This window comes from Bacillus sp. V5-8f (assembly GCF_002863565.1).
In the GTDB taxonomy this organism is placed as follows: Bacteria; Bacillota; Bacilli; order Bacillales; family DSM-1321; genus Peribacillus.
Map to the genome: position 1 here is coordinate 142,905 of NZ_PGUW01000017.1, position 16,846 is coordinate 159,750.

16 protein-coding genes are annotated in these 16,846 nt (G+C 42.2%); 11 read left to right on the forward strand and 5 right to left on the reverse strand.

Annotated elements, in window-relative coordinates; translation table 11 throughout:
* Positions 1-17: 17 nt before the first annotated feature.
* From CUU64_RS16415 to CUU64_RS16425, 3 genes are all read right to left on the reverse strand, one after another.
* A complete protein-coding gene (locus tag CUU64_RS16415; RefSeq protein ID WP_101634708.1) occupies positions 18-1,091 on the reverse strand; it encodes an FUSC family protein in 1,074 nt (357 codons plus the stop codon).
* Positions 1,092-1,342: 251 nt separating this feature from the next.
* Complete coding sequence (locus CUU64_RS16420) at positions 1,343-5,815, reverse strand: glutamate synthase-related protein (RefSeq protein WP_101634709.1); 4,473 nt, start codon at positions 5,813-5,815, stop codon at positions 1,343-1,345.
* 334 nt (positions 5,816-6,149) lie between these two features.
* Complete coding sequence (locus CUU64_RS16425) at positions 6,150-7,457, reverse strand: glutamate-1-semialdehyde 2,1-aminomutase (protein ID WP_101634728.1); 1,308 nt, start codon at positions 7,455-7,457, stop codon at positions 6,150-6,152.
* Between the two features lie 170 nt (positions 7,458-7,627).
* Between CUU64_RS16425 and CUU64_RS16430 the strand changes: the two genes are divergently transcribed.
* The 5 genes from CUU64_RS16430 (at position 7,628) to CUU64_RS16450 (ending at position 11,255) form a co-directional block, all read left to right on the forward strand.
* On the forward strand, positions 7,628-8,653 hold the full coding sequence (locus CUU64_RS16430) for an ABC transporter ATP-binding protein (RefSeq protein WP_101634710.1): 1,026 nt from the start codon (positions 7,628-7,630) through the stop codon (positions 8,651-8,653).
* 107 nt (positions 8,654-8,760) lie between these two features.
* Positions 8,761-9,552, forward strand: coding sequence for an ABC transporter permease (locus CUU64_RS16435; RefSeq protein WP_101634711.1), 792 nt, complete (start codon positions 8,761-8,763; stop codon positions 9,550-9,552).
* A gap of 4 nt (positions 9,553-9,556) precedes the next feature.
* Entirely contained in the window at positions 9,557-10,342 is a 786-nt protein-coding gene (locus CUU64_RS16440) for an ABC transporter permease (protein WP_101634712.1), read from the forward strand.
* A gap of 254 nt (positions 10,343-10,596) precedes the next feature.
* Complete coding sequence (locus CUU64_RS16445; RefSeq protein WP_101634713.1) at positions 10,597-10,941, forward strand: DMT family transporter; 345 nt, start codon at positions 10,597-10,599, stop codon at positions 10,939-10,941.
* Positions 10,941-11,255 (forward strand): DMT family transporter, encoded by a 315-nt coding sequence (locus CUU64_RS16450; RefSeq protein WP_101634714.1) that lies wholly within the window; start codon positions 10,941-10,943, stop codon positions 11,253-11,255. Before CUU64_RS16445 ends, CUU64_RS16450 begins: the two co-directional genes overlap by 1 nt.
* Before the next feature lie 70 nt (positions 11,256-11,325).
* Here the strand turns inward: CUU64_RS16450 and CUU64_RS16455 are convergent, their stop codons facing one another.
* Positions 11,326-11,547, reverse strand: a complete 222-nt coding sequence (locus tag CUU64_RS16455; protein WP_101634715.1) for a twin-arginine translocase TatA/TatE family subunit — start codon at positions 11,545-11,547, stop codon at positions 11,326-11,328.
* A 108-nt stretch (positions 11,548-11,655) separates the two neighbouring features.
* On the opposite strand from CUU64_RS16455, the gene CUU64_RS16460 reads away from it, so the two are divergent.
* From CUU64_RS16460 to perR, 5 genes are all read left to right on the forward strand, one after another.
* Positions 11,656-12,075, forward strand: a complete 420-nt coding sequence (locus CUU64_RS16460) for a potassium channel family protein (RefSeq protein WP_101634716.1) — start codon at positions 11,656-11,658, stop codon at positions 12,073-12,075.
* A 63-nt stretch (positions 12,076-12,138) separates the two neighbouring features.
* On the forward strand, positions 12,139-12,603 hold the full coding sequence (bcp, locus tag CUU64_RS16465) for a thioredoxin-dependent thiol peroxidase (protein ID WP_101634717.1): 465 nt from the start codon (positions 12,139-12,141) through the stop codon (positions 12,601-12,603).
* 402 nt (positions 12,604-13,005) lie between these two features.
* Positions 13,006-13,956, forward strand: a complete 951-nt coding sequence (locus CUU64_RS16470) for a D-2-hydroxyacid dehydrogenase (RefSeq protein ID WP_101634718.1) — start codon at positions 13,006-13,008, stop codon at positions 13,954-13,956.
* A gap of 2 nt (positions 13,957-13,958) precedes the next feature.
* A complete protein-coding gene (locus CUU64_RS16475; RefSeq protein ID WP_101634719.1) occupies positions 13,959-14,507 on the forward strand; it encodes a cob(I)yrinic acid a,c-diamide adenosyltransferase in 549 nt (182 codons plus the stop codon).
* Between the two features lie 129 nt (positions 14,508-14,636).
* On the forward strand, positions 14,637-15,080 hold the full coding sequence (gene perR / locus CUU64_RS16480) for a peroxide-responsive transcriptional repressor PerR (protein WP_101634720.1): 444 nt from the start codon (positions 14,637-14,639) through the stop codon (positions 15,078-15,080).
* A gap of 62 nt (positions 15,081-15,142) precedes the next feature.
* Here perR and CUU64_RS16485 read toward each other — a convergent pair whose 3' ends face one another.
* Positions 15,143-15,490, reverse strand: coding sequence for a YgzB family protein (locus tag CUU64_RS16485; protein WP_101634721.1), 348 nt, complete (start codon positions 15,488-15,490; stop codon positions 15,143-15,145).
* A gap of 152 nt (positions 15,491-15,642) precedes the next feature.
* On the opposite strand from CUU64_RS16485, the gene CUU64_RS16490 reads away from it, so the two are divergent.
* A complete protein-coding gene (locus CUU64_RS16490; protein ID WP_101634722.1) occupies positions 15,643-16,515 on the forward strand; it encodes a nucleotidyltransferase-like protein in 873 nt (290 codons plus the stop codon).
* Positions 16,516-16,846 lie beyond the last annotated feature (331 nt).

The window sequence follows — 16,846 nt, forward strand, 5'->3', positions numbered from 1 at the left end:
GTCCAGCATTAGTCATCTTACTGGACAGAGACCTCATTTTCATTTTTGTGGTAGGATTGGAAACTGATGATGAGTGTTTCGAGATGTTCCAGTTGTTCTTCATATTCAATAATGGCAGAAATCAAGGGGACAAGCCGGGTAGGAACTTCTTCCTCTTCATCGTTTTTCATGTCTTTTAACTTGGTAAAGAAAAATGAAAGGAAATCCTGCCTGCTTAAAGAATGACTGCCATATTCCTCTATACAACCTCCAGCCTTGATTTTTCCAATATACTTTAATAGAAGTTGTTCATGGCGATGGATTAAAGAATCGAGCTGATGCTGGATTTGGGCCTGGAAATCCTCAGGCATCAATGAGATCTCATTTTCGAACTTATGGATCCGTTTCAAGGTTTCATAAGCTTTCTTTGTTGTCACGATCATTTGCCGGTTAACAACCAGTTTTCTTGATCTTCCCAGGGTTTCCTTCTTAAAATAAGGACGTTCTTCTTTATACATCGAATAGATTTGCTCCAGTTTTAAAAGCTCATCTTTAATCACGCTTATATCCTTTTTCAATAGAGTATGTTCAGAAGCATGTCGGGTGCTGATTCGGATCCATTTAAAAATATCCTCGGTGACACCGGAAATTCGGTTATACAGCTTTGTTTCATACTTTGGCGGTATAAAAACCAGATTGACGATAAAGGAACACAGGATTCCTAGCAAAATCGACGAAAAGCGGACCATCGCGAATTGCAAAAAATCCCCTTGCTGGCTTTCCATTATGGCGATTACCGTAACTATAGAGAGGATTAGGCTTCTCTCCATATTAAGCTTTAAGTTAATGGAAATGACAATGATTGTGGCTAATCCGATGATAAAATAATGATTGCCAAACAATAGCACAAATAATACAGCAACAAAAGCTCCTATCAGGTTTCCTTGTATTTGTTCCATGACGGATAAATAGGAGCGGTAAATCGTCGGCTGTATAGCAAAAATAGCCGCAATCCCCGCAAAAACAGGGGAGGGGAGTTGTAACAGTTCAGATAAGTATAATGCAAGAACAATTGCGATTCCCGTTTTAAGTATGCGGGCACCTAACTTCATATAAAAAAATATCCTTTCTTCCTCAAGGTTATCTATACGCTGACAATCAACAAGTTTTATGCAGTATTGGCATGCTGTTTATGAGTACTTTACACTAAAAAAATCGAAAGTAAACAATAATGTAATATACAGGGTTTGAAAGGCAGATTCAAGTGGAAAATAGATAGTTCAAGAATTTTTAAACTAAAAAAATGTTCTGCGGGGAATAAAAAAGCTGGCACCAACGTGTACCAGCTTTTCACATAGTCTAATCATTCAGTCGAAACAGATGGATCCGCCTGTTCTTTAACAGGAACGATTTGTAGAAAATGCTGTTCCGGATTGGAAAGGAGCTGTTCCAAAGACAGAGCTTCTTCTTTTTGTCCCTGTTCTTTTAATAAGGAAACATATTTGCCAAGAAGCTCGCCAACATCCTTTAAACCAGTGGCTGAAAGCGGCTCAATGGAAACTTTTGCCCCTTTAGCAATTCTTCTTTGGATGGACTCCTTAGTCAATCCCGCTTCCGGTTGATGCCGCAGATAAACTACACCGCCTGTCATCCCCGCACAAATCCATGGCCCTGGATCCCCTAGAACCAATCCTCTCCCATTAGTCATGTATTCAAATGCAAAACCTTTGATGTTTGAATGGATTGCTAAATTTCCTGCTTCTTGTGCTGGCAGAGGATGTTTCAGCTGGCCACCAATAATCATATCAGCCCCGGAAAGCCGGATTCCGGCGCGGGCGTCGGCATCTCCCTGCGCAACTAACAGTCCATGCTGAGCTCCATACCCGAATCCTTTCCCAACTGATCCATTGTAAAACTTTCCGTCTTTTCCAGGAGACTTAAAGATCAAGATATTACCTCCTATAGAGGTTTTACCAGCGCCGTCTTGTGCGCCTCCATTTACACTGATATCTATGCCTTCGGTATTATATGCACCCAGGCCATTTCCTGGAATGGAGCCATCCCTATACTGAAGATGGACCGGAGGGAGCTTCTTATAGGACCCATCTAATCTTCCGCGTACACGATGGCAGGAAACCCTGCTTCCAAGAACACGCTGATCAGATGTTACGGAACTATATGAGCGGGACTCATGAAGATCATCGACCCGAGAATCCAGATATTCTGCTCCTACAGCCACTTGAAGAGCTCCTTCAGAAAGGGAATCAGCTGTTTCTTTGTAAGTAAACTGGCCAATGTCGAGCATTTTCAATAGGTAGGTCAAATCAAGCAATTCTTTCCCTTTATCTTGGATAAGCAAATCCGAACGGCCAACAATGTCCTGCAAGTTTTTGAAGCCAAGAGAAGCTGTCAAAGCCTTCAATTCGTTGCCAAACGCGGTGAACATATTCATTAAGCCTTGTACAGCCAGGTCTAATTGACGTGGAACGAATCGGCGTAAACCGTGTTCCTTAGCCTGTGCCTCGGTTTCGATCTGTGTTGCAATGCCTACATGGCATGTATCGAGGTGGCAGCCCCGACAAGTGGTGCAGCCGACGGCAATCATGGAAAGCGTACCGAAGCCGACCCGGTTGGCGCCAAGCAGCATCACTTTTATTACGTCCAAAGCACTCTTTAGACCCCCATCTGCCCAAATTTCTACGTTTTGGCGGATACCCGCTTCCAAAAGGGCGTTGTGTGCTGCTTTTACCCCAATTTCGACTGGCAGCCCAACGTGCTGGAGAGCATGTATACGGGCAGCTCCTGTACCGCCATCAAACCCAGAAAGAGTGATGATATCAGCCCCGGCCTTGGCGATTCCGACAGCAATTGTGCCAATGTTAGGTACTACAGGAACTTTAACGGCTACTTTCGCTTTGTCGTTAGCCGTTTTTAGCTCGTGGATCATCTGTGCCAAATCTTCAATTGAGTAAATATCATGGTTATTGGATGGTGAAATCAAATCAGAACCGATTGTCGCATTACGTGCTTCCGCAATTTTGGCTGTAACCTTCGAACCTGGGAGATGTCCTCCTTCTCCAGGTTTTGCTCCCTGACCAATCTTTATTTCTAAAAGGTTGGACGAGTTCAGCAGTTCTGCATTAACACCGAAGCGTCCTGAAGCTATTTGCTGGCCGCGGGTTCTCGGGTATTTACCCAGCATATCCTTAATTTCTCCGCCTTCACCGTTCATGCTGACCATGTTTAAGCGGTCCGCAGCTTCGGCATATGCGCGGAAAGCTGTTTCATTTTGGGAACCAAAAGACATGGAAGCAATAACAAACGGCAGATTTTGTTCCCCGACCGAAATATCTACCTCATGTAAAGGAGCGGGAGCGTCCGTTTTCTTTAGGCTTGTTAAATGCCGGATGGTAGTAGGATTTGCTTCTTCTTGTTCAGTGATCTTCTCGCCATAGGCAGTATAATCCCCGCTTGAAGCAACATCGCCAATTGCTTTCCAGATTCTTGGGAACAGATTGAATGTCTTCCCGATCCGGTCTTTATCGTTGTTATAGTCGATGGCGCGCTGCTTTGCGTCTTCTTTCAACAGATTGAAATTATGCATTAATTCGTTGGAACCAAAGAAGTTTACCACATTTAAGTACGTTCCGATTTCCTCGTTCAGCCCAATGCTTGAAAATAGGCGCCCGTAACCCCTTAACTCATGGATCCCGATCGTGGAAATGACTTTTTCCAGGCCTTTCGTTAATGCATTATATAAATTTGTAGCCGGCGCTGCTGTTTCATTGGTGAGAGATAGGAACATATAGTAGGGGCTAATCAGATTTGCCCCTAGGCCATAAGCTACTACGATATCATGCAGAGAACGGATGGCGGCGGACCGCAATAGCAAAGAACAGTTCCGCCGCTTTCCAGTCAGGACAAGGGCCTGATCGATAGCGGAAACTACTAAATGCGGGTCCAGCCATAGGTTTCCATTTTGATGGGCTTTGGCATCGTCAAGAATAATCAGCGTTTTGCCGTCATCCACTGCAGAAATCGCTTCTTTTGCCAGTCTATCCAACGCTTCCTTCATACTTTCCGTTTCGGTAAATGTGGCTGATATGATATGTGACAGCCGCTGGTCGCTGAAATATGAGACAAGTTGCTCATAGCTTGGCTGAGTTAAAGCGTTTGCACATTCACTACCAATTGAACCTTCGATCAGTATTGGCGTCAAAAGCTCGCAAACCTTGCCCGCTTGTTCTTTGGCGAATAAAGAAGGGCGCTTGCCGATGATAGTCCGTGTAGAAAAGTGTTCCATTTCCCGGTCGCGGTCGATTGCCGGATTGGTTACAACTGCAACGCTTTCCTTAATATAGTCAGCAATATTTTTTCTTTGCGGATTCAAGGCTGCAAGAGGTGCATCATGACCCAGGGAACGGATCGGTTCAACTCCCTTTTCTGCCATTTGCTCTACAAGCTGGACATGGTCTCTTTCCCAGCCGAATGCTTTATACTGGCCATTATGGATCCCTGCCTGCTGTTCTGTGATCGCAGGCTTTTCAAAAACTGGAGGATTCAGGCGCTCGCGGTCGTTTGATAGCATGAAGCGCTGGCTGTATCTTTGATACACTTCGTCTTGATAGTTTTTATAATTAAATACCTTGATAGAGTTGCCTTCCCATTTTAGTCCTATTTTTTCCCCGGGGCCAATCGGTTTTGGATCGCCTGTATATTCGGAAGATGGGATAATACCTGGTTCGGATGAAAATAAATAGGAGGTTTCCGTTTCTATGTTCCATAAAGGGCGAAGACCCAATGAATCTACTGAAAATACTGCTTCATTGCCGTAACGAGAAATAATTCCGGCCGGACCCTGCGCAAAATGCCCCCACGCTTCACGCAAATAGGTATATAGGTTCTTCAGGTGCTTTGGGTAAACTTTGATTTCGTTAATAATAGGCGGGAATAATAGATCAACTGCTTCAAACAAGGAATAACCATGTCTTGCAATGAACGTTTCAATGGTACGGCTTAAATCCTGCGAATCACTGCCGTCTTTTACAAGCGGCACTCCTATCATTTTAGCCTCGTCACGGAGTTTGCTGATCGTGTTGATTTCACCATTATGCCCTAGGACACTGAATGGCTGTACACGGAAAAAGCTTGAAAGGGTGTTGGTTGAATAGCGGTTATGCCCGAGAGTCATGGTAGATGCGGCGAGCGAATCCGCTAGGTCAGGATAATAGTTAGGAAGAATGTCACCGGCACCCATTACTTTATAAACAACATGATATTGGCTTAAAGACGCTACATGAATGTTATCGTTTTCTTCGATGGCAGGCGTTAATTCAAACAGGACTTTCGAAAGTTCCTTTTGGTTAGCAATTTCAGTTGTACAAGCAAATTGCCAGAAAATGGGATTTTCCTGGAGGGCAATCGGTCCAAGTGCTGACGGATTGTATGCTTTATCACTTTCAAAAAGCAGGGAAAGCCCTTGCTGAAGTAATTTTTCCCTTACTTCTTTCATCATTGTTTCTGTATCCGTTTTCCTGCTTAAGAATAAATGGCCTACAATAAATGTTTCCTTTTCGGCTTCTTCAGGGTCAATACCTTCAGCTGATAACTTCTTTTTCCAAAGTTCCCTAGGGATATCGATGTGGATTCCCACACCATCACCCTCACCGTTAATGAAACCGGCACGGTGGTTCATTCTGACAAGGGCGTCGATGCAGGCAAAAATATTTTCCCTTGTAGGGATCTTCTTTTTTTCAATACATGCCACAATGCCGCATGCGTCATGCTCCTGTTTATGGAATTGTTTAAATAAGCTTGGGCTCCATTGTTGTGTCATTTTTATCCGGCGGTTAATAAGGGGGTCCCTTATTGCTGCCTCCACCTCCTATAAGTTGTTGCAGTTTCCGGGAACATGATGAAGAACATGGATTAGATGATTCCGGGGCGACTTCTATTAAGATAAATAAAGACAAAGAATTTTCTGAATAGTAACAATATATTACCATTTTAGAATACTTAAATCAATTATTTATACAGAAAGTTGGATAGGAAGAGACAAGTTATTACGTGGTTTTACAGTTGTTGAAATATTTATTGGAAACGCTTTCAATATAATTTTAAAAATACCCGGGAAAAAGTAGACCTCCCGGGTTTGTATATCCACTGAATTTTTATGCGATCGTGGAGGAGCTTCCTAACTCTTTAAATGCATGTTCAACCGCGTTTAGAGTATTAAGAATATCCTCGTCCGTATGGGCGGTGGTGAGGAACCAAGCTTCATATTTAGAAGGGGCGAGATTGATTCCTTGGTGAAGCATGAGTTTAAAGAATTTAGCAAACATTTCACCATCTGTATTTTCCGCCTGTTCGTAGTTTTCCACTTTCTCATTAGTGAAGTAGATTGTCAGGGCACCTTTTAAGCGATTGACGGTGATAGACACACCGTATTGTTCTGCTGCCTGTAAGATCCCCTTTTCAAGGATAGTGCCTAGTCTGTCCATTTCCTCATATACACCATCCTGCTTTAATACCTCTAGACAAGCAATGCCAGAGAGGATTGAAGCAGGATTTCCAGCCATCGTTCCCGCCTGGTACGCGGGGCCAAGCGGAGCGACAGTTTCCATGATTTCCTTTTTACCGCCGTATGCCCCGATAGGAAGACCACCGCCAATAATTTTTCCGAGGGCTGTTAAGTCAGGCTGAATTCCGAGCAAATCCTGGGCTCCCCCATACATAAAACGAAACGCGGTGATGACCTCGTCGAAGATTACCAGTGCGCCAGCTTCGTGAGTTAGTTCAACAACCGATTCAAGGAATCCTGGTTTCGGCTCGACAATTCCGAAGTTCCCTACTATAGGTTCGACCAGGACAGCTGCAATTTGGTCTCCCCATTTAGCGAGGGCGTCCTTAAACGGCTCGATATCATTAAAAGGAACCGTAATCACTTCTTGTGCAATGCTTTTCGGTACTCCTGCTGAATCCGGTGTGCCTAATGTAGAAGGCCCTGACCCTGCTGCAACTAGAACCAGATCAGAATGGCCGTGGTAGCAGCCGGCAAATTTGATCACTTTGTCCCGTCCGGTGTAAGCCCTGGCAACTCGGATTGTTGTCATGACTGCCTCTGTTCCCGAATTGACAAAACGGACTTTTTCGAGGAAAGGCATGGCCCCTTTTAACATCTTGGCAAACTCTACTTCGTGCGGGGTAGGGGTACCATAAAGCACCCCGGTTTGAGCCGCGCGCGTGATTGCTTCTGTAATATGGGGGTGTGCATGGCCAGTAATAATTGGGCCGTAAGCTGCCAAAAAATCAATATATTTATTTCCATCAACATCCCAGAAGTAGGCACCTTCAGCGCGTTCCATTACTACTGGTGAACCGCCGCCTACTGCCTTGTAAGAACGGGAAGGGCTGTTCACTCCTCCAACGATATGTTCTAAAGCTTCCTTATGTAAATTGTCAGAATTCGTAAATTTCATCATGGATTGCCTCCTATCTTTCCTGCAAAATCACCAACTTCCATTCTATCATCTTTTTAATAAAAAATCCGTAAAGGGTGATTGGTACCTATGCAAATGGATTGTTTTCATGCCCATGATTGGATAAACTATTTTCCTAGGGTTAGTTGACCGTATGGAGGAATCTAATAATGAGCAATGCGATCGAAGTGAAGCAGCTGCGAAAAGAATTTAAAGTATTTTCAAGCAGAGCCGGATTAAAGGGGGCGTTTCGTGATCTGTTTACACGAAACTATAAAATCGTCCCGGCAGTTAACGATATAAATTTTACCGTTAAACAGGGGGAAATGGTTGCCTATATAGGTGAAAACGGGGCAGGGAAATCTACTACAATCAAAATGCTGACAGGCATCCTCACTCCTACTTCCGGCAGTGTCAGGGTTAACGGAATGGATCCGCACAGAGAACGGGAGAAATTCGCCAGGACGATCGGTGTGGTGTTTGGTCAGCGTTCACAGCTGTGGTGGGACATCGCCGTCCAGGAGTCTTTTCGTTTATTGAAAAAGGTTTATAAGGTGCCGGATGAACAATATGAGGAACATATGGGCCATATTATCGAGACCCTTGCTATCGGCCCGCTGCTTGATAAGCCTGTCCGTAAATTGTCCCTCGGTCAGAGGATGAGGTGTGAGCTTGCTGCAGCATTAATTCACAATCCGCCTCTTTTGTTTCTTGATGAACCGACAATAGGACTTGACGTACTGGTTAAAGTGAAAATCCGCCAGTTTCTGAAGGAAATTAATCAAAAATATAACACAACCATTCTGTTGACTACACATGACCTTGCGGATATCGAGGCAGTGTGCGACAGGGTTGTTATGTTAGACGAAGGAAACATTATTTACGACGGCGGATTACAGAGCCTGAAAAACAATTGGGCCGAAGAAAAAGAGATCCATTTTCAATTCCTGGAAGAAGTAGGGTTATCGGAATTGAAGTCATTACCGCTCCAGTTTGAAACCATTTGGGATTACGATGAGAAAAATCAAACCTATATCGCCTATGTAAAAGAAGAAAGAGATAATATTTCGCAGTTGATTTCGGCGGTTGTGTCTCATTTTAAAATTAAAGATGTTAACATACTTGAAACGTCAATTGAAGAAATCGTTCGGAATATTTATGAACAGGGAATGTCCTCTACAGGGCGTGGAGTATAAACAGCCGAACCTGAGGGTTAGGTCTCATTTCATTGCTCAATTTTTCACTTAAACAACAATTTTCTGCTAAAAGATTTTGTTATATATGTAGGTAAGGAGAGAAGACCTTGGGAAAATATCTTGAAATGATCCGCATCCGGTTTCTAATGATGCTGGCGTATCGGACGGATTACTACACAGGAATTTTAATCTATAGCATTAATATAGGGGCCTACTATTTCCTGTGGAAAGCCATTTATGGCGATAAGGGCTCGCTTGAAGGTTTATCGATCTTGCAAATGACGACGTATGTTGCGATTGCGTGGATGGCCCGGGCGTTTTACTTCAATAATCTTGACCGGGAAATCGCGGTTGAAATCAAGGAAGGCAAGGTTGCTGTCGAATTAATTAGGCCCTATAACTACCTAGGAATGAAAACGATGCAAGGGCTTGGGGAGGGCATTTTCCGATTCTTCTTCTTCTCAATCCCAGGGATGTTGTTGGTGTCGTTGATCTTTCCTGTTGATATCCCGAGTAAACCGGCTTTATGGGGCTATTTTGGTATTTCATTGCTTTTGAGCTTCATTATCAATACACAAATCAACCTGCTGACAGGCATCACTACATTTTTCTTCTATAATAATGCCGGCTTGATAAGAGCTAAGCGGGTTGTCATCGACTTGTTTTCTGGCTTGCTTTTACCTATCAGCTTCTACCCTTTTTGGGCACAGGAGATTATGAAGTATCTGCCCTTTCAAGGCATTAGCTATATTCCAAGTATGATTTTTACAGGTGGATTCGAGCGTGCAGACATCTTACAAGCCTTGTTGCTGCAAGCCATCTGGGTGTTTGTGTTATTTATCCCGATCCAATTTCTTTGGATAGTGGCTAAAAAGCAGCTCATTATTCAAGGAGGCTGACGCCATGTTTTATGTATCGATGTTTTTTCAATATATGGGCCAGTATATGAAAACCAGGCTCCAATATCGGGCCGACCTTGTTTTGGAAATATTGTCCGATTTGTTAAACCAGGCTGTCAATCTGGTGTTTATACTGGTGGTTTTTGGACATACACAGCTCCTTGCTGGATGGAGCAGAGATGAAATTATTTTTATTTATGGATTTTTCTTAGTGCCTTATGCGATCTTTTCCTCGTTTTTTAACATTTGGGATTTTAACGATCGTTATATAGTTAAGGGAGAAATGGACCGGATTCTGACGCGGCCGATTCACAGCTTGTTCCAAATCATACTGGAACGGATCGAGTTGGAATCCTTATTTGGGGCGGTTACAGGCCTTGTTGTGATTTTTTATGCGGGCTCTGCGCTTGGGCTTGATATCGCATGGTATGATCCCTTCTTGTTTATTGTATTTGCTATTGGCGGTGCTTTAGCATACGGTGCCATCTTTATTGCGATTGCGAGCATTGGTTTTTGGTCGGATTCCAAAAATTCCATCATGCCGATGATGTACAATATTGGCAACTATGGACGCTATCCGGTCGATATCTATAATAAGGTAATCCGGTTCGTGCTGACCTGGGTTTTACCGTTTGCCTTTGTGGGTGTATATCCCTCCGCCTACTTTTTAGGAAAAGAAGAATGGTATATGTATTCATTTGCTACTCCAATAATAGGCGTAATTTTCTTCATGTTTTCAGTCGCAATATGGAACCAAGGAGTGAAAAGGTACAGGGGAGCAGGAAATTAACAGCTCGATGTATTTTGATATAGGAAATCTATAAATTCATAGTGCTCAGTAAAAGTGCATACTAGCCAGAAATGCGAGTAAATAAAATAAAAACAGTTTTCTAGAATCCGCTGCGTTTATTCCATGGACTGGTCTCAGAGAAAACGGTAGCTAAGAGCTGTTACACGGAAGGATAAAAGCCTGGGAGAGGTACTGAAGAATAGTATTCTCCCGGGCTATTTTTATTTGTAACAATGGGAAGGAGAGTTATCAGCATGAATTCGGAATGGCTGAAGGTTGTTATGGCAGCTATATTTGAGGTGATTTGGGTAAGTGGTTTAAAGCACGCCGATGGATTTTGGTCCTGGACTGGCACTGTAGTTGCAATCCTTATAAGTTTTGGTGGAATGATCATGGCTGGAAAACGACTTCCCGCCGGGACGGTTTATGCAGTATTTGTCGGTTTGGGGACGGCAGGCACCGTTATCTCTGAAATGATCATCTTTGGTGAGCCATTTAAACTTTCCAAAGTCCTGTTGATATTGCTGCTTTTATCGGGAGTGATTGGGTTAAAAATTATAACAACAGAGGACAAAAAAGAAGAAGGGGCTGGTCGGTGATGGAATGGGCTGTTTTGATTTTGGCAGGTTTATGCGAGATGTTGGGAGTTGTCATGATAAGCAAGTACCATCAAGAGAAAAATTGGCAATCACTAGTGCTCTTATCCGCAGGGTTCGGGGCTAGTTTTTTGTTTCTTTCACTTGCGATGGAATCTTTGCCAATGGGAACAGCGTATGCCGTTTGGACTGGAATAGGAGCTTCGGGTGCGGCCATTCTGGGCATGGTCCTGTATGGTGAGTCTAGAGATTGGCTAAGGATATTATTTATTGTTGTAATTCTAGCTGCTGCGGTCGGTTTAAAAATCGTGTCCTAAAGCCCTAAAAAATTGGTGACTAGTTCTAAGAATTTTTGAGTGGAAAAGTGTAAGGCGCCAGCCGTACACCCTATTTACTCTCCTTTTTCGCCTTTTCAATATCCTTTGCTATTTCATCCGAAATATCATTTGAAATACCAGAAGCTGCCTTTTTAAACTCACGGAGAGAATTTCCTGCTGCCCGGCCTATTTCTGGCAATTTACTGGGTCCAATCACGATCAAGGCTGCAATTAGTATGAGGATTAAACCAGGAAATCCAATATTTGGAAGCGCATTTTCAACTCCTATCATTGTTGGGATTATAAGTGTATTATAGCCCCTTTAAATTAATATTGGCATATTAGCTTTTGATGGGGAGTAGAAATAGGGGTAAACAGGCCTTTTGGGAGAAGGTGAAGAATGGCATTTTATCTATTAATGTCCCTGATCGTCTATTGTATGGTCATGAGCATTCGGACTATCTTTGTAGAAGAAAAGAGTGAGAAGAAATTTTCGTTAGAAAATCTTATATGGATTGCTAATTTATATGGAACTATTTTAATTGGGTTCGCAATGATTTATTTATTGTTTGAGTTGAACCATTATGCAGTAATTCTTGATAGCGGCATGAGAGTCCAAGAAGATTTTTTCAAACAGCTGGAAACTTCCTTTTATTTCAGTGCTATGACGATGTTTTCGGTGGGATATGGTGATGTAAGCCCAATAGGGATCGGCAGGATTATTGCTGCGGTAGAAGCATTTGTTGGGTACACCTTACCCGCTGCCTTTTTAATTCGGACTGTGATAGAGTTTGAACAACATGAGCGGAAGGATGTTTGAAAGTTGTTTTTACCGGCATTATTGGGTAGGCTTACCTTGAAGAATAGAAATGGGGTGGGCTAATTGTCAGCAAAAACCGGAGAAATAGCACCAAACTTTACACTTCCATCAGCAGATGGTGAACAGGTTTCACTTCAGGACTTTAGAGGGAAGTATGTTGTGCTTTATTTTTATCCTAAGGATATGACACCTGGCTGTACAACGGAAGCATGTGATTTTCGGGATCAGCATGAAAAATTTGAGGAGTTGGATGCGGTGATTGTCGGAATCAGTCCGGATCCTGCTGAAAGACATGTTAAGTTCATCGAAAAGCATGGATTGCCGTTCACTCTTCTGGCAGATGTGGAACATCAAGCCGCAGAGAAGTATGGGGTTTGGAAGTTAAAGAAAAACTTTGGCAAGGAATACATGGGTATAGAGCGCTCAACATTTTTAATTGATAAAGAGGGCGTTCTTGTAAAAGAGTGGCGGAATGTAAAAGTTAAAGGACATGTCGAGGAAGCACTAGAGTATCTGAAAGGTCATTGAACCCGCCAGTTAGATATTTAGTGTATCAAACGACTGGCAAGTTTTTTTGCCCTTTTTTTCCAGGTAGAGGCATTTGTCTCATGCAATTTTTATATAAAGGAATATGCTTTAAGTAAGGGAATACCTCCTCAAAGTTATTCTTTCGCGTAGGCTATATGCTTGCGCTTTTTTTATTTTGGATCAGTAATTACAATAATCAGGCGACGTAACGGACAATTTAGGAGCAACGCAGAATACTGGTAAATTACAGCTAGTGCTTGGTCACGTATGTGTGACCGCACCTCGATCCAACCTCTGCCTTTCCAAGGCTCGTTAACCGGCGCGTTTTCTTTATTCCTGCAGCCGTGTTAAATGGTAAAATATCATTAAGGAAATTACATAACTCATTGGAGGGAAAATGTTATGAAAGTACTATCAACGCTAATTCCACCGGATTTTCTTCAGGCGGACATGCAGGAGAAATTTCCTTCTCACCAATTCTATTTTCAAAAAGGATTGCCACTAGAAGATGAAGGATTGATTAATGCTGAGATTCTGATTACGTATGGGGAAGATTTAACGGAAGCCCATATAAAAAAGGCGCAAAACCTTAAATGGATTATGGTCATGTCTGCAGGCCTTGAGAAGATGCCATTTCATATAATTGCGGAGAAAAATGTCCTCGTTACCAACGCGCGAGGAATTCACAAGACCCCAATGGCGGAATATACAATCGGCGTACTTCTTCAATATGAAAAACAACAAAAACTTCTTGCGGAAAATGAAGCCCTGGAAAAATGGGACCGAAGAATAGGGGTTGGGGAGTTGCATGAAAAGACAATGCTAATTCTCGGTCCGGGTGCAATAGGGAGCGAGATAGCCCGGCTTGCCAAAGCTTTTAATATGAACACAATTGGTGTCAACAAGAGCGGGAAGCAGGTAGAATATATTGATTTCATCCATAGTTTACCCGAGCTGCTTGCTATCCTTCCACAAGCGGACTATGTCGTTTCTGTCCTCCCCAGCACGAAAGAGACACAAGGATTGTTAAAGGATGAACACTTCTCGAGAATGAAGAAACAAGCTGTTTTTGTAAATATAGGACGTGGAGATCTTTATGATGAGGACACCTTGTTAACGGCCTTGCGCACCCAAACAATTGCCCATGCCGTGCTGGATGTATTTTGCCACGAACCTCTGCCAGCAGGACACCCTTTTTGGTCCATGAAAAATGTCACAGTGACTCCGCATCTTTCAAGCAAAACAAAACAATATCTTCCAAGGTCGTTTGAAATTTTCGAGCACAATTTTAAGGAATATTTGAATGGCGGTAATAAGTATATTAATGTAATCGATCCGAAAAGGGGATATTAATCATGAAAATATATACAAAAACTGGAGACAAAGGCACGACTTCGCTTATATATGGAAGCCGTGTTTCAAAAAACGATAACCGAGTAGAGGCATATGGTACTTGTGATGAGGCAAATTCCATGATTGGCCTTGCATTAAGTTATCTAAATAACGAAAGTTTTGCAGGTAAAGAGAATATAATAGAAGTGTTCCATAAAGTCCAGACAGCTTTATTCCATGTTGGGGCCGAGCTTGCTACTCCTGTAGGAAAGGAAATCAAGTGGAAGCTTAAGGATGAGGATATCGCTGCACTCGAGGCAGCGATTGACCGATGGGATGCTTCCCTTCCCGCGTTATCGAATTTTGTGTTACCAGGAGGGCATCCGGCAGGTGCGTCATTCCATATGGCCAGGACAATCGTACGCAGATCAGAACGTTGTGCCGTATCAATAGGAGATAGTGTTTCCCCTCTCGTGCTGGCTTATTTAAATCGTTTATCAGATCTGTTATTTGTAGCTGCCAGACTTGTCAATTCGAAATTAGGGGCTACAGAACCGACACTGCACCAGTGAAACGGATTAAATTACCAGTGTTTTTATTCTTTAATCGTAGTAGATATATTGACAAACAGAAGAACGGGAATGTACACTAATTATAAACATTATAAAGTAAGAATTTTTTTATTTAAGAAAAAGAGGTGGATGACGGTGTCTGAAACACAGCTTAAAGAAGCATTGGATGCATTGAAGGATACCGGAGTCAGGATTACTCCCCAACGTCATGCGATACTGGAATATTTAATAAACTCAATGTCACATCCTACAGCCGATGATATTTATAAGGCGCTGGAAGGGAAATTCCCTAACATGAGTGTGGCAACGGTTTATAATAACCTGAGAGTATTTCGCGAGGTTGGATTGGTAAAAGAGTTGACTTACGGAGATTCTTCCAGCAGGTTTGATTTTGTTACCACAAACCATTATCATGTGATTTGTCAAAATTGTGGAAAGATCGTTGATTTTCATTACCCTGGATTGGACGAAGTGGAGCATTTAGCTTCCCATGTTACAGGTTTTAAAATCAGCCATCATCGTATGGAAATTTACGGTGATTGTCCTGAATGTTCTGCTAAAGAAGCACATTAAAAAAGTTCCGCCGATACTGGTAGGAACTTTTTTCTTTGTTCAACATTTAGAAGAGGGCCAAGTTATATCCGTTTTCGATTATACTTTTCGTCAAATTCTAACCCCTCTAGGTTCTTATCCAAAGTCAATGGTTCGCTGCAATGCATGCACATATCAACCCGGCCAAGAATCTTTGTCGGGTTGCCGCAATTCGGGCATTTCACTTGAATCGTCTTTGTAGAAAGCATGCCGATCCAAAAATAAACCACTGTACTAGCCACGATGAAGAGAAGCCCCAGGACCATAAAAATTGTCATAACAATCGGCGAGTTTCTAAAAAATATTCCTCCATACATGACGATGAATCCAATAAAAATCAAGCTTAATGCGAAAGTTCGGATCTTATTTATTTTGCTTGAATATTTCGCCATAGTTGTCCCTCCTGGAATATAACTATATCATAAAATAAGTTCCGGCATGAACATTAATATAGTAAATTCGGATTATTTAGCCGATTCAGCAGGGAAAGATGTGGCGATTGTCGAACTATAAAAATCATATAGAGGGTTTGGAGGAGTTAAATATGGAGGACATCCTTCGTCCGATTTATCAAGAACGGGCAAGCATGCAATCGACGCTCGGTATCTTATTAATAGAAAAACGACAAAATGACAGCCCAATAACGGATACCTTTGATTATGTTCTCTTTGTAATTGTGAATGAAGCTAATGAGGCTGTATTTGTGAAACATTATACATATCGAGATCAAAAAGCCGCGTTGCACGTTGTTCATGAACAACAGTTGAAGGACTGGCTTCTTTTGGGAACTAATCGGAAGGTTGTCGATTGGATTCAAAGTGGAAAGATTCTATTTGACCGCAACGAGTTTCTTTCAAACTTAAAAACAGAAATTAGGGAATTTCCGTTTTACGGCAGAAAGATTAAAATGGGGATTGAATTTGCAAAATTAATTAGGAGATACATGGATGGGAAGGCATTTTTCGAGAACGGGCACTATCTGGATGCCTATAATCATGTAGTCCATTCTTTGCATCACCTTGCCCGCCTTGAAATTATTGAGCAGGGATTCCATCCGGAAGTTACGGTCTGGAATCAAGTAAGGCATATGGAACCTGAGATCTATAAGCTGTATGAAGAGTTGGTCTGCAGTGAAGAATCATTGGAACAACGGCTTGAATTATTGTTCCTAGCAAGTGAATTCCTAATCTACTCAAGGACAAACCTTGGCTCTCAGCACCTGCTGGAGGTAATGGATACAAAAGGTGATAAGTGGAGTATTGCTGAACTTATGGAACATCCTGAGCTCATCCACTATTCCATTGATCTTGGTGTTTTACTAGAATACCTTATTGATAAACAGGTGATTGACGTGGTGAAAGTTGAAACTAAAGGTCGTGAAATATACCATCGTTTTTATCAGGTTAAAAATTATTAAAAAACTCATTGACTGTTCAATAGTAAGGTGATATATTAATAAACGTCGCTGCGGGACATTAGTTTTCGCAGTAAAAACATTAAAAAACTTATTGACAACTGAGTTGGTAATATGATAAGTTTAAAAAGTCGCTTGTGAGACAGGTGGCAAAGAAATTGCTCTTTGAAAACTGAACAAAACAAAGCGCCAACGTTTTTAATAGTGAGCAAACACTTTAAAATAAGGAATCATCGACTAAGTTCGTCACGTCCTGTGACAACATTGATGCCAGCACATCCATGTGCAAATGAGCTATCCAAACATTTCTTCGGAGAGTTTGATCCTGGCTCAG

Coding starts and splice junctions, on each gene's coding strand:
- CUU64_RS16460 (WP_101634716.1), top strand. CDS start 11,656: ATGGCATTTTATCTATTAATGTCCCTGATCGTCTATTGTATGGTCATG.
- CUU64_RS16455 (WP_101634715.1), bottom strand. CDS start 11,547: ATGATAGGAGTTGAAAATGCGCTTCCAAATATTGGATTTCCTGGTTTA.
- CUU64_RS16420 (WP_101634709.1), bottom strand. CDS start 5,815: ATGACACAACAATGGAGCCCAAGCTTATTTAAACAATTCCATAAACAG.
- CUU64_RS16450 (WP_101634714.1), top strand. CDS start 10,941: ATGGAATGGGCTGTTTTGATTTTGGCAGGTTTATGCGAGATGTTGGGA.
- CUU64_RS16430 (WP_101634710.1), top strand. CDS start 7,628: ATGAGCAATGCGATCGAAGTGAAGCAGCTGCGAAAAGAATTTAAAGTA.
- CUU64_RS16415 (WP_101634708.1), bottom strand. CDS start 1,091: ATGAAGTTAGGTGCCCGCATACTTAAAACGGGAATCGCAATTGTTCTT.
- CUU64_RS16470 (WP_101634718.1), top strand. CDS start 13,006: ATGAAAGTACTATCAACGCTAATTCCACCGGATTTTCTTCAGGCGGAC.
- CUU64_RS16485 (WP_101634721.1), bottom strand. CDS start 15,490: ATGGCGAAATATTCAAGCAAAATAAATAAGATCCGAACTTTCGCATTA.
- CUU64_RS16490 (WP_101634722.1), top strand. CDS start 15,643: ATGGAGGACATCCTTCGTCCGATTTATCAAGAACGGGCAAGCATGCAA.
- CUU64_RS16440 (WP_101634712.1), top strand. CDS start 9,557: ATGTTTTATGTATCGATGTTTTTTCAATATATGGGCCAGTATATGAAA.
- CUU64_RS16445 (WP_101634713.1), top strand. CDS start 10,597: ATGAATTCGGAATGGCTGAAGGTTGTTATGGCAGCTATATTTGAGGTG.
- perR (WP_101634720.1), top strand. CDS start 14,637: ATGACGGTGTCTGAAACACAGCTTAAAGAAGCATTGGATGCATTGAAG.
- CUU64_RS16475 (WP_101634719.1), top strand. CDS start 13,959: ATGAAAATATATACAAAAACTGGAGACAAAGGCACGACTTCGCTTATA.
- CUU64_RS16425 (WP_101634728.1), bottom strand. CDS start 7,457: ATGAAATTTACGAATTCTGACAATTTACATAAGGAAGCTTTAGAACAT.